Origin of the sequence: Skermanella stibiiresistens SB22, assembly GCF_000576635.1 — a bacterium.
Classification (GTDB): domain Bacteria; phylum Pseudomonadota; class Alphaproteobacteria; order Azospirillales; family Azospirillaceae; genus Skermanella; species Skermanella stibiiresistens.
The window spans coordinates 1-13,605 of record NZ_AVFL01000007.1 but is presented as its reverse complement, the minus strand read 5'-3'; the positions used below and the strand labels follow the sequence as shown (position 1 = coordinate 13,605).

15 protein-coding genes and 1 riboswitch are annotated in these 13,605 nt (G+C 67.3%); of the genes, 7 read left to right on the top strand and 8 right to left on the bottom strand.

Annotated features, from left to right (window positions below):
• Positions 1–136: 136 nt before the first annotated feature.
• A complete protein-coding gene (gene ddpX, locus N825_RS11045; RefSeq protein WP_037451174.1) occupies positions 137–682 on the bottom strand; it encodes a D-alanyl-D-alanine dipeptidase in 546 nt (181 codons plus the stop codon).
• A 98-nt stretch (positions 683–780) separates the two neighbouring features.
• Between ddpX and tsaB the strand changes: the two genes are divergently transcribed.
• A complete protein-coding gene (gene tsaB, locus N825_RS11040; protein ID WP_245613080.1) occupies positions 781–1,452 on the top strand; it encodes a tRNA (adenosine(37)-N6)-threonylcarbamoyltransferase complex dimerization subunit type 1 TsaB in 672 nt (223 codons plus the stop codon).
• Positions 1,449–1,955, top strand: coding sequence for a GNAT family N-acetyltransferase (locus N825_RS11035; protein ID WP_051512018.1), 507 nt, complete (start codon positions 1,449–1,451; stop codon positions 1,953–1,955). Before tsaB ends, N825_RS11035 begins: the two co-directional genes overlap by 4 nt.
• Here the strand turns inward: N825_RS11035 and N825_RS37845 are convergent.
• Positions 1,952–2,194 (bottom strand): sulfurtransferase TusA family protein, encoded by a 243-nt coding sequence (locus tag N825_RS37845; protein WP_084164641.1) that lies wholly within the window; start codon positions 2,192–2,194, stop codon positions 1,952–1,954. The genes N825_RS11035 and N825_RS37845 overlap by 4 nt on opposite strands.
• 102 nt (positions 2,195–2,296) lie before the next feature.
• Here N825_RS37845 and N825_RS11030 point away from each other — a divergent pair, with 102 nt between their 5' ends.
• The 3 genes from N825_RS11030 (at position 2,297) to N825_RS11020 (ending at position 4,766) form a co-directional block, all read left to right on the top strand.
• A complete protein-coding gene (locus tag N825_RS11030; RefSeq protein ID WP_037451172.1) occupies positions 2,297–2,713 on the top strand; it encodes a Ros/MucR family transcriptional regulator in 417 nt (138 codons plus the stop codon).
• 413 nt (positions 2,714–3,126) lie between these two features.
• Positions 3,127–3,945 carry a GNAT family N-acetyltransferase gene (locus N825_RS11025; protein ID WP_084164640.1) on the top strand — a complete coding sequence of 273 codons (819 nt, stop codon included), beginning with the start codon at positions 3,127–3,129 and terminating at the stop codon, positions 3,943–3,945.
• A complete protein-coding gene (locus N825_RS11020) occupies positions 3,942–4,766 on the top strand; it encodes a lysophospholipid acyltransferase family protein (protein ID WP_245613079.1) in 825 nt (274 codons plus the stop codon). The genes N825_RS11025 and N825_RS11020 overlap by 4 nt, the downstream gene beginning before the upstream one ends.
• Before the next feature lie 4 nt (positions 4,767–4,770).
• Here N825_RS11020 and N825_RS11015 read toward each other — a convergent pair whose 3' ends face one another.
• The 5 genes from N825_RS11015 to metZ all read right to left on the bottom strand — a co-directional run bounded on the left by N825_RS11015 (position 4,771) and on the right by metZ (position 9,361).
• Positions 4,771–5,298 carry a phasin family protein gene (locus N825_RS11015; RefSeq protein ID WP_198038276.1) on the bottom strand — a complete coding sequence of 176 codons (528 nt, stop codon included), beginning with the start codon at positions 5,296–5,298 and terminating at the stop codon, positions 4,771–4,773.
• Positions 5,299–5,444: 146 nt separating this feature from the next.
• Positions 5,445–6,230: an ABC transporter ATP-binding protein gene (locus N825_RS11010; protein ID WP_037451166.1), complete on the bottom strand. Its 786-nt coding sequence runs from the start codon at positions 6,228–6,230 to the stop codon at positions 5,445–5,447.
• Positions 6,230–6,973, bottom strand: a complete 744-nt coding sequence (locus tag N825_RS11005) for an ABC transporter permease (protein WP_037451164.1) — start codon at positions 6,971–6,973, stop codon at positions 6,230–6,232. Before N825_RS11005 ends, N825_RS11010 begins: the two co-directional genes overlap by 1 nt.
• A 23-nt stretch (positions 6,974–6,996) precedes the next feature.
• Entirely contained in the window at positions 6,997–8,022 is a 1,026-nt protein-coding gene (locus N825_RS11000; protein WP_037451161.1) for an ABC transporter substrate-binding protein, read from the bottom strand.
• Positions 8,023–8,140: 118 nt separating this feature from the next.
• Positions 8,141–9,361, bottom strand: coding sequence for an O-succinylhomoserine sulfhydrylase (metZ, locus tag N825_RS10995; RefSeq protein ID WP_051512014.1), 1,221 nt, complete (start codon positions 9,359–9,361; stop codon positions 8,141–8,143).
• 63 nt (positions 9,362–9,424) lie between these two features.
• Positions 9,425–9,503: riboswitch (SAM riboswitch) on the bottom strand.
• A 142-nt stretch (positions 9,504–9,645) separates the two neighbouring features.
• Here metZ and ftsH point away from each other — a divergent pair.
• Positions 9,646–11,523, top strand: coding sequence for an ATP-dependent zinc metalloprotease FtsH (gene ftsH / locus N825_RS10990; protein WP_245613078.1), 1,878 nt, complete (start codon positions 9,646–9,648; stop codon positions 11,521–11,523).
• A 64-nt stretch (positions 11,524–11,587) separates the two neighbouring features.
• Positions 11,588–11,983, top strand: a complete 396-nt coding sequence (locus tag N825_RS10985; protein ID WP_037451158.1) for an RT0821/Lpp0805 family surface protein — start codon at positions 11,588–11,590, stop codon at positions 11,981–11,983.
• Between the two features lie 104 nt (positions 11,984–12,087).
• On the opposite strand, the gene mutS is transcribed toward N825_RS10985, so the two are convergent.
• The coding region (gene mutS / locus N825_RS10980) for a DNA mismatch repair protein MutS (RefSeq protein ID WP_037451155.1) at positions 12,088–13,605 on the bottom strand (1,518 nt) is incomplete at its 5' end.

Sequence of the window (13,605 nt, the reverse complement as noted above, 5' to 3'; positions counted from 1 at the left end):
CCGATGCCGTGCCTCGTTCTTCTGTGACACAAATGGAGTCCGCCAACAAGTTCGCAGCGCCGAAAGGGGTGGCTGGTGGCGCCGAGAGCCCGGGGGTGTGGTCCGGCGGTATCACAAATCCAAGGCTTCGCGGACCTCACATCATGCGGGAACCGGCGCCACTGTCCCACAGCAGCGGATAGCGCTCGACCCTCGGCAACTGGTAGTGCCACCATTCGGACGCGTAGTGCTCCCAGCCGGCCGCCGCCATGATGCCGAGCAGCCGGCTGCGGTTGGCCTGCGCCTCGGCGGATACCGCCGTCGAGCCATGGTGCGACAGCGCGGTCAGGTCGTCGAAGGGGGTGCCCATGTCCAGCGGGACGCCGTCGCCGCCGCACAGCGTCAGGTCGACGGCGGCGCCGCGCGCGTGGGTCGAGCCCAGGCGTGGGTCGGCGATGAACTCCGGATCCGGGAAGGCGCGCCACAGCAGCCACTGCGCCTCCACCGGGCGGAACGCATCGTAGACCCTGAGCCGGCAACCCTGGCCCGCCGCGAGATCGGCGGCGCGGGCGAGGGCGGTCGCGGCGTCGGGATGCAGCAGGCAGATGGCCCGCCGGTAGATCGTCCGGCCGGTGATATTGGCCGGGGTGGCGTAGGCGAGGTCGATATCGACATTGGGTAGCGCGATCTCTAACAACGTCATGAGGTTCCCCGCGACGGGTGGCTGGTCGAACAAAGAAGGATGCCCAAGATCTTGTTTAGCATGTCGGATGGGAATTGGTGGTCATGAGGATCCTTGGCATGGACAGCGCCACGGGCGCCTGCTCGGTGGCGCTCTGGCGCGATGGCGCGATCGTCGCCCGGCGCTTCGCCGCGATGGACAGGGGGCAGTCCGAGATCATGGTGCCCATGGTCCAGGAGGTCATGGCCGAGGCGGGCGTCGGTTTCCAGGATCTCGACGGCCTTGGCGTCACGATCGGGCCTGGGGCGTTCACCGGCCTGCGGATCGGGCTGGCGGCCGCGCGCGGCCTGGCGCTGGCGTCGGGTCTGCCGCTGGTCGGCGTCACCACCTTCGAGGCGGTGGGCCATGGCATCCCGCCGGAGGAGCGGCTGGGACGCGCCGTCGTCGTCGCGGTCGAATCCCGGCGAGAGGATATTTTCATACAATCATTCGATAACGACATGAAACTAGCCGATCAGCCGCGCTCGATCAGGCCGGACGCCTTCGCGGTTCCGGACTGTCCGACGCTGATCGCCGGGGACGCCGCCGTCAGGTTGAGGATGGCTCTCGAGGCACGGGGCCTCCAGGACGCCGCCGGCCTCCGCTTCGCCGCCGGACCCGGCTTGCCCGACGCCGCCGATGTCGCCGCCCTGGTGGCGGAGCGCGGCTTCGCCAGCGCCGCCGACGGCCCGCCGCGGCCGTTCTACCTGCGCCCGCCCGACGTCACCCTGCCCGCGGCGAAGCCGCGATGAAGGTCCGGCCAGCGGGGCTTCCCGACCTCGAGATCCTCGAAACCCTCCATTCCCGCTGCTTTCCGGACGAGCCGTGGAGCGCCGCGGCGTTTGGTCGCTTGCTGGAAACCATGGGGGTGTTCGTCTTTTTGGCCGCCACGGATCCGAAGGACCGCCCAGGAGACAGCCAGGCGGACGGGGCGTCGCTTCCCGTGGGTTTCGTGATGGTCCGCGTCGCCGCCGGGGAAGCCGAGATCATCACGCTGGGCGTCGAGCCCGCGACGCGTGGTCGCGGCGCTGGCGCGCTGCTGTTGCGCGCGGCCTTGGAAATGGCGCGGACGGCGGGCGCGGAGGCGATGTTCCTGGAAGTCGCCGAAGATAACGCGGCGGCCAAGCGCCTGTATCGCCACCATGAATTCGCCGAAATTGGTCGTAGACCAAACTATTATCGCCGAATAGATGGCTTCATTTCGGCATTGGTGATGAAGTTGGAATTATTCCAGGTTAATACGAACCAAAGTTAACTCTTGGTCACCCAAAGGCGGTAGGTTTTCCCGGAAGCACTGGGATTTTCAGGTTCAGGTCCGACGATCGAATGGCCGAGTTCGATCAACGACCTAGGGACGTTTTCCAAGGGTTCCCCATCATTCAAGCGGACTTCCAGGGTTTCTCCCGGTGCCATCCGCTCAACCCGCAACTTGGTTCGCACAAAGGTTAACGGGCACACGTCCGCTGTGATATCCAAGAAGTAATCCGCTGACATTGCTGCGCTCAAAATGTGCTCTTCACTCTCAGTAGATCGTTATTGCGTTGCTGACGGAGAAGACTTATATCACATTTTGTCGGTCCCCTGGAGCAAAGATAGATGAACACCGGATCCCCATCCAACGAGCTGTTGTCTCTGACGACAGAGATCGTGGCTGCGCATGTTTCCAACAATACAGTGGTCGTTTCTGACCTGCCCCAACTGATAGAGCAGGTGTACAGGACGCTTGCAAATGTTGGTGTCGAACCTGTACCGGTGGTCGAGCGGCCGCAACCCGCGGTGCCGATCAAGAAGTCGGTGACCCCGGAATATATTATCTGCCTGGAAGACGGCAAGAAGCTGAAGATGCTGAAGCGGCATCTGAAGACCGCCTATGACATGACGCCGGAGGAATACCGCGACCGCTGGCAGTTGCCGCCCGACTATCCGATGGTCGCGCCCAACTACGCCAAGCAGCGCAGCCGGCTCGCCAAGCAGATCGGGCTTGGCACCCGCGCGCGGCGCGGCGTCGCCTGACGCCCAATCCTGACCGGATGCTCCAGGATCCCGGGGTGCGGCCACCCCGGGCGGAGCGTCCTTGGGTTTGGTCCGGGGATCGGCCCCCGAGTTCCGGCACCTGGGATATTGTCTCCGTGCCCGATTGGGACAAGGTCCGCGCAAGGACCACCAAGCACGTGGCAAGCATCATGCCGTGACCTTTTCACCACTCATAATAGTTACAAATAAATGACTCGGTTGACCTGAGCCCTGCGCTTTGTGGTATGCGTGTTGGACGATGACGAGGTCGCGGTTCCGATCCCCCGGAGGCACCCGTCCATCGGCGTGGCGCCCCGCCTCCTTGGCCGATCACCCTCGCGTAGGGGTGGCGGCATGCCGGATCCGCGGTGGATGGCCACGCGTGTGCAACCACGAGAACCGCAAGCGAGAGCATGGCCGACCTCATGATCGATCAGCTTGTCCAGAGTGATCTGCGCTCCGGCAATCTTGAAGTCCGACTGGCGGAATCCTCGGCCGAGGTCGACGCCGCCCAGGCGCTGCGTTACCGCGTGTTCTACACCGAGATGTCGGCCAAGCCGACACCGGAGATGGCGATCCGGCGCCGCGACTTCGACGCGTTCGACCGGGTTTGCGACCATCTCCTGGTCATCGACCACGACCGTGGCGCCGGCGCCGCCGGAGTGATCGGGACCTACCGCCTGATCCGCCGCCACGCCGCCCGTTCGGTTGGCCGATTTTATTCCAGCGACGAGTATGACATCGAGCTTCTGGCCGGGTACGCCGGAGAGGTGCTCGAACTGGGGCGTTCCTGCGTCGACGCGGCGTATCGCGGCCGGTCGACCATGCAGCTGCTGTGGCGTGGGATCGCGGCCTATGTCCATCAATACGACATCGGCGTGATGTTCGGTTGCGCCAGCCTGCCGGGCATCGATCCGGTGAAGCTCGCCCTGCCGCTGTCATACCTGCACCACAACCATCTGGCGCCGCCGGGCCTGCGGCCGGTGGCGCTGCCGGAGCGTCATGTCAGGATGGACCTGATGGACGAGCGCGAGATCGATGGCCGCGCGGCGCTGGGCCTGCTGCCGCCGCTGATCAAGGGATACCTGCGCCTGGGCGGCTATGTCGGCGACGGTGCCGTGATCGACGAGCAGTTCAACACCACCGATGTCTGCGTCGTGGTCAAGACGGACACCATCACCGACAAGTACTCCAAGCATTACGAGCGCCGCCGGGAGGCGCTGGTTTCTTGACTGCCCTGTCGGCGGTCGGTTCCAGCGATCGCATGGGGTCGCCGTTCCTGGGCGCCGCGCGTCTGCTGGCCTACGCCTTGTTCACCCTCGTCCTGATGCCCGTCCAGGCCCTCCTGGTGAGCTTCCGGTCGCCCTTGCGCCACCATCTGCCGCGCGTCTACCACGCCGCCTGCACCCGCATCCTCGGGCTTGGGGTGGAGGTCGTGGGCGAGCCGCGGCTCGGCCGCCCGACGCTGGTCGTCTCCAACCATTCATCGTACCTGGACATCATCGTCCTGGGGTCGCTGATCCCCGGATCCTTCGTCGCCAAGACCGAGGTCGGATCCTGGCCCTTCTTCGGCTTGCTGGCGAAGCTCCAGCAAACCGTGTTCGTCGACCGCAAGGCGCGCAACGCGGGCGCCCATCGGGACGACATGCGGGGACGGCTGGAGGACGGGGATATCCTGATCCTGTTTCCGGAAGGCACGTCGTCCGACGGCAACCGCACCCTGCCGTTCAAGACGGCCTTGTTCAGCGTCGCGGCGCTTCGCGTGGATGACCGCCCGATCACCGTCCAACCTGTGTCGATCACGGCGGTCGACCTCGACGGCATGCCGCTGGGCCGGGCGCTACGGCCGTTCTACGCGTGGTATGGCGACATGGAACTGGTCGGCCATGTCTGGCAGATGGTCAAGCTGGGGCGCCTAACGGTCCGGGTCGAGTTCCACGAACCGGTCGATGTCGAACGCTTCGGCAGCCGCAAGGCGCTGGGCGAGCATTGCTGGCGGGTGATCGCCGCCGGCGTCGACAAGGCGGTGTCGGGCCGGCACCCCGGCCGATAGGGGCTCAGCCGTGTTCGCGCGCCAGCCGCTGGGCGTTGGCGGCCGCGACCTTGTGGATCGGCAGGAGCCCGGCGTTGGTCATGCGGACGGTCGCCTGGGTCAGCTTGGTCATGGCATGGGCGGCGTTGACGCAGGTGCATTGCATGAAATGCTGCTGGACCTGGAGCGCGTCCGCCGGCGTGCGGCAGGCCGCCAACTCCGTCATGGTCTTCGTGGTGGTGCCGGCCTGATGCGCGAACCAGGCGGTCCAGCCCTCGAACAGGGCTTGGCAGCTCTCCAGCATGGCCTGCTGGGACTCCACCGCCGCCTCGACCTTCTCATGGCTCATCAGCGTGAATTCCGGGTTGCTCATCGCCGCGGGGTCACCCATCGCACGCATCATCATCGCGGTGCGGTAACCGATCGTCTGCAACGACGCGATGGTCATTTCCCGTGTCTTTTCGACCGTGCGGGCCAGATCCTGACCCGTGCTGACCAGAAGGTCGATGTTGCGGCGGTGGGCGGCGACGGCGCGTGGGGAAGCGATCATCATGAACATCACATTGTTGCGGGCGGGCGCCTGGGCCAAATGGCAGGCGGCACCCCATGCCGACAGCAACGTACCTCAACTCACGGTGTTCCGCACCCAAAATGCTGCACTGCAATAAGTGCCGCGTGTCGGAACAGCCATGCGCTATCCTAGATGCCCGCCCCGTCGCTGACCGATTCCGACAGGGCCGCCCGGATGCCGCGGACGGTATCGGTGAAATGCGGGGTGTCCCGATCGCGCGGGCGGTGCAGGTCGACCGGGAAGTCGCGGACGATGCCGGCCGGCTTACCGCCCAGCAGGATCACGCGATCGGCCAGATAGACCGCCTCGTCCAAGTCGTGGGTGACGAACAGCATCGTCGTGCGGGTCTCCCGCCACAACCGCAGCAGCTCGTCCTGCAGGGTCTGCCGGGTGATCGCGTCCAGCGCGGAGAACGGCTCGTCCAGCAGCAGCAGGTCGGGACGCACCGACAGTGCCCGCGCCAGGTTGATCCGCTGCCGCTGTCCGCCGGATAGCTGGTGCGGCCAGCGCCCCGCCATCTCGGCCAAACCGACCAACGCCAGCGTCTCACGCGCCCGCGTCAGGCGCTCCGACTTCGGCAGCCCCGTTCCTTCCAGGCCGAAGGCGACGTTCTCCAGCACCCGGCGCCAGGGCAGCAGCCGAGCCTCCTGGAATACCAGCGCCACCGGGCGGCGTCCCCGTTCGGCCTTGACCGGCATCTCCACCGTGCCGGCCGCCGGGGCGGTCAGCCCGGACAGCACCCGCAGCAGCGTCGATTTGCCGACACCCGACGGTCCAACCACGGCGGTGAACGAGCCGCGCTCCAGCCCGGTGGTGAAGCCGGCCAGGACCGGCGGCGCGTCGCCATAGGCGATGGCGAGGTTCTTGATATCAACCAGCATGTCGCTCACCGGGTTGTTGATCGGTCGCGCCATCACCGCTGCCACCGGAGCAGCCGATCCCGGATCAGGACGAACACGGTGTCGGTCAATCCGTACAACGCCGCTATGGTGATCATGTAGACGACCACGACATCGGTCGCCAGCAGGCTGGACGCCTGGATCATGCGCTGGCCCAGGCCCGGCACGCCGAACAGCTCGGCGGCGACCACCGCCATCCATGCCTGTCCCAAACCGGTGCGGACACCCGACAGGATGCCGGCGGTCGAGCCGGGCAGCACGATCTTGACCAGCTTGGCCCAGGTGCCGCGATGCCCGAAGGCGTCGGCCACCTCCAGCAGGTCCTTGTCGATCGCCTTGGCGGCGCCATAGGCGGCGTAATAGTTGATCCAGAAGACGCCGATCACGATGATGAAGGTCGCGGCCGCCTCGCCGATGCCGAACCAGACGATGGCGAAGGGGACCCAGGCCAGGCCGGGAACCGGCCGCAACAGCCGGATCACCCAGGACAGCACCGCTTCCAGCCTGTCATACAGGGCGGTGGCGATGCCGAGCGCCACGCCGAGGCCCGTACCCAGCGCAAGCCCGATCAGATAGTGGCTCAAGCTCGCCAGAACCGCCGCCAGCCAATAGCCGCCGGTGATCTCCCGCGTGAAGGCCTGTGGCAGCGTGCTCGGAGGCGGCAGGAACAGGGGGGAGATGAGCCCCAGACGCGGGGCCGCCTCCCAGATCAGTAGGAAGGCGACCAGACCGGCGAAGGCGAGCAGGGACCGTTGCATGGCGAGGTTTCAGCCCGACTGGATCAGGGCGCCACGGCGGCCCGGTAGAAGCTGTCGTCGAACAGCAGGTTCAGGTCGGCGGCCTTCTCCAGCGTGCCTTGCTGAAGCTGGAAGTCCTGCATCACCTTGGTGGCGTCCTTGATCACCATCGGATCGGCGACGAACTTGCTGGCGGGGGAGACCACGGCCTTCTCGAAGGTGGCGAGATCGGTGATGCCCTTGCCCAGGCCCTTCTGGAGATGGGCGGCGGCCTTGTTCGGCTCGTCCTTCAGCAGCGTCGTGGCGCGGTTGTGCAGGGCCACCAGCGCCTTGGCCTGCTCGGGGTGCGCCTTGACGAAGGCGCCCGTCAGCGCCAGCACCGAACCGGGCTGGTTGGGCTGCATCTGGCCACCCAGCGCCAGCAGCTTGGTGTTGGGGTCGCGCTGCTGGATGACGGTCAGCGTCGGCTCGCGGACAGTGGCGGCGTCGACGGCGCCAGCCAGCAGGGCCTGCTGCGTCGCCTCGATCCCCATGGCGGTGATCTGGTAGGTCTTGGGGTCGGCCTTGACGACGTTCTGCAGCCAATAGCGCAGCACCGTGTCGGGAACCGAGCCGGGCGGCTGGGTCGCGATCCGGACCGGACGGCCCTCGCGGTCGGCGAAGGCCTTGAAGCCGGCCGCCGTGGCGGCGTCCGCCTGCGCGCCGAAAGCGGCGCGGCCGACCACGGTCATCTCCTCGATCGCGGTGGCGGCGTAGACCTTGACGTCGATGCCCCGGGCACTCGCCACCATGATCGGGCCGATGCCGCCGTAATAGGCGTCCAGGGTGCCCGAAGCGAGCGCGCTGATCATCGCCGGACCGGACTCGAACTGGGTCAGCTTGAGGTTTAGGCCGGCCTCGGTCGCCCAGCCCTCGCCGTCGATCACGAACAACTGCCCGGCGCCCACGACGGGGATGAAGCCGACGCGCACGTCGGTGGCGGCCTGGGCCGTCTGGGCGCCTAGGGCGAACGACATGACGGTGGCGGCGGCGACCGCGAGGCGGCGCGCCTTGAACAACAAGCTCGACATGATGGAAACCCCCTGGGCGAAAGCCGGAACCACACGCCGCGCTATATAGAGGGATCGGGTTGTCCGCGCAAGTTGAAGTGTGAAATCCATTATTCCACACTTCAGCCCGCGAGAAAACTCAGGCGCCAGCGAGGGCCTGTTCCAGATCCTCGATCAGGTCGGCCGCGTCCTCCAGCCCGACTGACAGCCGCAGGCTGCCGGGGCTGATGCCGACCGCCGCCTTCTCGGCGTCGTTCAACTTTTGATGCGTGCTGGTCGCGGGATGGGTGATCAGGCTCTTGCTGTCGCCCAGGTTGTTGGAGATCTTGATGATCCTCAATCCGTTCATCAGCCTGAACGCCGCGGCCTTGCCGCCGGTCCCCTGATCGGCCACGTCGAAGGCGATCAGGGTGCCGCCGCCGCTCATCTGGCGCCGCGCCAAGTCGTATTGCGGATGGCTCTCCAGATTGGGGTACAGCGCCTTGGCGATCTTGCCATGGCCTTCCAGGAACTCCGCGACCCTCTGGGCGGCTTCGGTCTGAGCGGCGACCCGCAGGTCCATGGTCTCCAGCCCCTTCAGCAGCAGCCAGGCGTTGAACGGGCTCAGCGCCGGGCCGGTGTGGCGCAGGAAGGGGGCCAGCGTCTCGGCGAACTTGTTGTCGCACAGGATGGCGCCACCCAGGCAGCGGCCCTGGCCGTCGATGTGCTTGGTCGCGGAGTAGACGACGATGTCGGCGCCGAACTCCAGTGGGCGCTGGAAGACCGGTGTGGCGAAGACGTTGTCGACCACGACGCGGGCGCCGGCCGCGTGCGCCAGGTCGCAGACCAGCTTCAGGTCGACGATCTCCAGCATTGGATTGGATGGCGACTCCAGGAACACGAGGTTGGCCGGGCGGCTGAGAGCCTCCCGCCACTCCTCGGCGCTGGTCCCGTTCACCAGCGTCGTCTCGATGCCGTACTGCGGCGCCAGGTTCTTGACGATGTGCAGGCAGGAGCCGAACAGCGCGTGGGGTGCCACGATCCGGTCGCCGGCCTTCAGCTGGCACATCACCGCCGCGAACACCGCCGCCATCCCGCTGCCCGTCGCGAAACAGCGCTCGGCTCCCTCGTAGGCGGCCAGCCGGTCCTCGAACATCGCGACGGTCGGATTGCGGAAACGGGAATAGACGTAGCGCAGCCCATCGGTCGCGAAGGCCGCCTCGGCCTCCTCCGCCGTGCCATAGACATAGCCGGACGTCATGAAGATCGCTTCGCAGGTCTCGTCGAAGCCGGTCCGTTGCGTCCCGGCATGCACCATGCGGGTGCGGGGGCGCAGATTGGCGGGAGGGATGGCGCGGGGAGGGGTGTCGCTCTTGGTCATGGTGTCGCAGCTCCGCCCGCCGACGCGGGCATAAGAAAACCCGACCGACAAAGGATCGAGACGCGGGCGCGACTCCAAACCTCTTTAGCAGCTTATTTTACGTGGCCTGCAAGCCGGTCGCCAAATCACCACGTTGCGACGGTTGTAGCCGCGCGCGGGACGGGGCGTCAAGGCGGATGTCGAGCGGCCGCGGAGCGTCGGCCAGAGTGCCATGCATACGTCTTATTAACTATGTTTCTGTACTCAAGGGCTTGGCTTTTATCTCAATCCTGTCCGGGTCGCCGATGAAAATGTTCCTCAAACGGCATGCGCGGGTGATCATGGTCGTCGCCACCCTGGTGACGATCGCGGCCACCGGTGTGCTCTATGTCCTCGCCTCGAACTCCGGTGGTGTCGCCGGGCTGTGGAACCGGCTCGACCGGACGGAAGTCGGGCAGAGCGAGTTCACGGATCGTCTCGGTTCGGGAACGATCACGGCACTCCATGTCTCCGGCAACCGGATCGAGTTCACCGGAGCCGATGGCGATCGTGGCGTGACGACCGTGTTGTGGACCGACAGCCTGCGGCAAGCGGTCGCGGCCCAGGGCATCGACATGACGGTCGAGCCGACCGACGGTGGCGCGCTGCTCACCACCAACCGGTGGCTGGACATTCTGCTCAAGCTCAACATGGTGGGCTTCCTGGGCTTCGCCCTTGTCTTCATGGTCAGCATGATGCGCTCGCCGGTCAAGAAGGCGGGCACGGCGGTCTCCAACGTCAAGTTCGCCGACGTCGCCGGCGTCGACGAGGCCAAGGCCGAACTGACCGAACTGGTCGACTTCCTCAAATCCCCCGATCGGTTCGCGGGCATCGGCGCCGGCATCCCCAAAGGCGTCCTGCTTGTGGGACCACCCGGCACCGGCAAGACCTTGCTGGCCCGCGCCGTGGCGGGCGAGGCGGGAGTGCCGTTCTTCGCGGTCACCGGCTCCGACTTCGTGGAGATGTATGTCGGCGTCGGCGCCGCCCGCATCCGCAGGCTGTTCCGCGACGCCCGCAAGCGGGCGCCCTGCATCCTGTTCATCGACGAGATCGACGCGCTCGCCCGCGCCAGGGGCGCCACGTCGCCCAGCGGCGGCCAGATCGAGACGGAGAACACCCTCAACCAGCTGCTGGCCGAGATGGACGGCTTCGCCCGGGCCAGCGGCCTGATCGTGATCGCCGCGACCAACCGGGTCGACGTGCTCGATCCCGCGATCCTGCGGCCCGGCCGCTTCGACCGTCATGTCTTCGTCGGCAACCCCGACATCAAGGGTCGCGCCGCCATCCTGGCGGTCCACGCCGGCCACGTGGCGCTGGGCGCCGATGTCGACCTCAAGGTGGTCGCCCGCGGCACTCCCGGCATGTCGGGCGCCGACCTCGCCAACGTCGTCAACGAGGCGGCGCTGAGGGCGGCGCGCGATCGCCGCGCCCGGGTGTCGATGGCCGATTTCGAGCAGGCGCGCGACAAGATCGTGATGGGCGGCGAGAAGGCCACCGTCATGTCCGAGGACGAACGCCGGCTGACCGCCTTCCACGAGGCCGGTCACGCGATCGTGGCGTGGCGTTCCGTCCACTCCGATCCGGTCCACAAGGTCACGATCGTGCCGCGTGGACGCTCGCTCGGCATGATGGTCCGTCTGCCGCTGGAGGACCGCTTCTGCCTGTCCAAGGCTAGGCTGGAGGCGGAGCTGGCGGTCTCCATGGGCGGCAGGGCCGCCGAGGAGATCGTGTTCGGCAGGGATTTCGTGACGACGGGGGCGGCTGGCGACATCCAGATGGCCACCGACATCGCGACCAAGATGGTCACGACCTGGGGCATGTCCGACCGGTTCGGCATGGTCGCCTATGGCCGGGGAGCGGCGCCGGCCGCCGCGACCGCGGCCCGTTCCGGCGATGGCGAGGCGGGAGCCCTGTCGCCGCAAGTGGCCGAGGAGGTCCGCGGCATCATCGACGCGGCATACCGCCGCGCGCGGGACCTGCTGACCGCCGATCTGGATCGCCTGCACGAGTTGGCGGATGGCTTACTGTGCCACGAAACCCTGGACGCGGCAGCCGTCCGCGCCATCCTGGAGCGTCCCGATGAATCGCGAGGGGCGAGCGTGACGCTTGTCGAGACCGATCCGGATCGGTATGAGTTGGCGTGATCGCGCGCCGGTGGACGGCCCACGGTCCATCCCCAAGAATCAGGCGCATATGCAAGGTATTGAAATGAGCAAGTTCATCCTGGGAGCGACCCTGGGAGTCGCGTTCCTCGCCCTGGCGGGATGCGCCACCGAACAACCCTCCGGTCCGGGGGCCAGCTCCGCGACGCCGGAGGCCGCTCCCCTCGTCACCTTGGACGACAGCGACCGCCAGATCATCGACCAGACCCTCCAGACCGCGTCGCGCGGCATGGTCGGCAAGGCGGTTCCCTGGTCCAACGCCGCGACCGGCAAGAACGGCGCCATCACGGTGATCCGCCAGGGCTATACCCGCGACGGCAAGCTCTGCCAGGAATTCCACTTGGTCGCCACCAAGGGCGTCTCCCGTTCCCAGCAAGTCGGCAAGGCCTGCCGCCAATCCGGCAAATGGCTGCCCGAGGGCGGCTACACGCTGGGAAGCTGAGCGTCGACCGCGCTTTTCCAAGTCGATCCCCTGTCAACCTACGGCCACTTCACGCACGACTAAAGGTGGTAGGTTTCAGTGACGGAGCATAGCGGGCCGTAACCTCACCGTTCCGGCCCAAGCATCCCGCGCAGCCGGTAAAGCTCCTCCAGTGCCGCTTTTGGCGTCAGGTCGTCGGGGTTGATCTCCCGCAGCGCCAGTTCGACCGCCGAGGGGCCGGTGGGGGCCGCCGCTTCGGGCTCCTTGCGGCGGAGCGCCACGCTGAACAGCGGCAGGTCGTCGGCCAAGCGCGAGACGCTGACGCCGTGGTCGCCCTTCTCCAGGATCTCCAGCACCTGTTCGGCGCGGGCGATGACCGCTTCGGGCAGGCCGGCCAGCTTGGCGACGTGGATGCCATAGCTGCGGTCGGCCGAGCCCGCCGCGACCTCGTGCAGGAAGACGACCTCGCCCTGCCATTCCTTGATCCGCATGGTGTGGCAGGACAGCCGGGCGAGCTTGGCGGCCAAGGCCGTCAACTCGTGGTAATGGGTCGCGAACAGCGCCCGGCAGCGGGTCGCCTCGTGGAGGTGCTCGACGCAGGCCCAAGCGATCGATAAGCCGTCGAAGGTCGCGGTGCCGCGGCCGATCTCGTCCAGGATCACCAGCGCGCGCGGTCCCGCCTGGTTGAGGATCGCCGCCGTCTCGACCATCTCGACCATGAAGGTGGAGCGGCCGCGCGCCAGATCGTCGGCGGCGCCGACCCGGCTGAACAGCCGGTCGACCATGCCGATGCGGCAGTGGTTCGCCGGAACGTAGCTGCCGATCTGCGCCATCACCGCGATCAGCGCGTTCTGGCGCAGGAAGGTCGACTTGCCGGCCATGTTGGGGCCGGTCAGCAGCCACAGCCGGTCGTCCGGCGGCAGCGCGCAGTCGTTGGCGACGAAGCGCGACCCGTCCGACGCCGTCAGCGCCGCCTCCACCACCGGATGCCGGCCGCCCCGAATGTCGAACTCCAGGCTGTCGTCCACCACCGGCCTGCAATAGCGCCGCTCCTCCGCCAGTTCGGCGAGGGAGGTCGCCACATCCAGCAGCGCCAGCGCCCGGGCCGCCTCGCCGATGCCGGCGGACCGGGCGGTGACGTCGCCGACCAACTCGTCGAACAGCGTCAGCTCGACCGCCAGCGCCTTGTCGGCCGCCTCGGAGATCTTGCGCTCCAACTCGCCAAGCTCGACCGTGGAGAAGCGGACGGCGCTCGCCAACGTCTGGCGGTGGATGAAGGTCTCCGCCGCCTTGCCGCTCATCAGCTTGTCGGCGTGGGTCGGCGTCACCTCGATGTAATAGCCCAGCACGTTGTTGTGGCGGATCTTCAGCCCGCCGACGCCGGATAGGTCGGCGTAGCGCGCCTGCATCGCCGCGATCAGCCGCCGGCTCTCGTCGCGGAGCGTCAGCAAGTCGTCCAGGTGGAGCGCGAAACCGGGGGCGATGAAGCCGCCGTCACGGGCCAGCAAGGGCAGCTCGGGCGCCAGGGCGCGGCCCAGACGGTCGATCAGCGCCGAGTGCTCGCCCAGGCCCACCGCCGTCGCCTCGACCCCGGCGGGTCCGGGCGCCATGCCGGCTCCGGCGAGCACCCGCCGGACCTCCAC

Coding starts and splice junctions, on each gene's coding strand:
- ddpX (WP_037451174.1), bottom strand. CDS start 682: ATGACGTTGTTAGAGATCGCGCTACCCAATGTCGATATCGACCTCGCC.
- tsaB (WP_245613080.1), top strand. CDS start 781: ATGGACAGCGCCACGGGCGCCTGCTCGGTGGCGCTCTGGCGCGATGGC.
- N825_RS11035 (WP_051512018.1), top strand. CDS start 1,449: ATGAAGGTCCGGCCAGCGGGGCTTCCCGACCTCGAGATCCTCGAAACC.
- N825_RS37845 (WP_084164641.1), bottom strand. CDS start 2,194: ATGTCAGCGGATTACTTCTTGGATATCACAGCGGACGTGTGCCCGTTA.
- N825_RS11030 (WP_037451172.1), top strand. CDS start 2,297: ATGAACACCGGATCCCCATCCAACGAGCTGTTGTCTCTGACGACAGAG.
- N825_RS11025 (WP_084164640.1), top strand. CDS start 3,127: ATGGCCGACCTCATGATCGATCAGCTTGTCCAGAGTGATCTGCGCTCC.
- N825_RS11015 (WP_198038276.1), bottom strand. CDS start 5,298: ATGATGATCGCTTCCCCACGCGCCGTCGCCGCCCACCGCCGCAACATC.
- N825_RS11010 (WP_037451166.1), bottom strand. CDS start 6,230: ATGGCGCGACCGATCAACAACCCGGTGAGCGACATGCTGGTTGATATC.
- N825_RS11005 (WP_037451164.1), bottom strand. CDS start 6,973: ATGCAACGGTCCCTGCTCGCCTTCGCCGGTCTGGTCGCCTTCCTACTG.
- N825_RS11000 (WP_037451161.1), bottom strand. CDS start 8,022: ATGTCGAGCTTGTTGTTCAAGGCGCGCCGCCTCGCGGTCGCCGCCGCC.
- metZ (WP_051512014.1), bottom strand. CDS start 9,361: ATGACCAAGAGCGACACCCCTCCCCGCGCCATCCCTCCCGCCAATCTG.
- ftsH (WP_245613078.1), top strand. CDS start 9,646: ATGAAAATGTTCCTCAAACGGCATGCGCGGGTGATCATGGTCGTCGCC.
- N825_RS10985 (WP_037451158.1), top strand. CDS start 11,588: ATGAGCAAGTTCATCCTGGGAGCGACCCTGGGAGTCGCGTTCCTCGCC.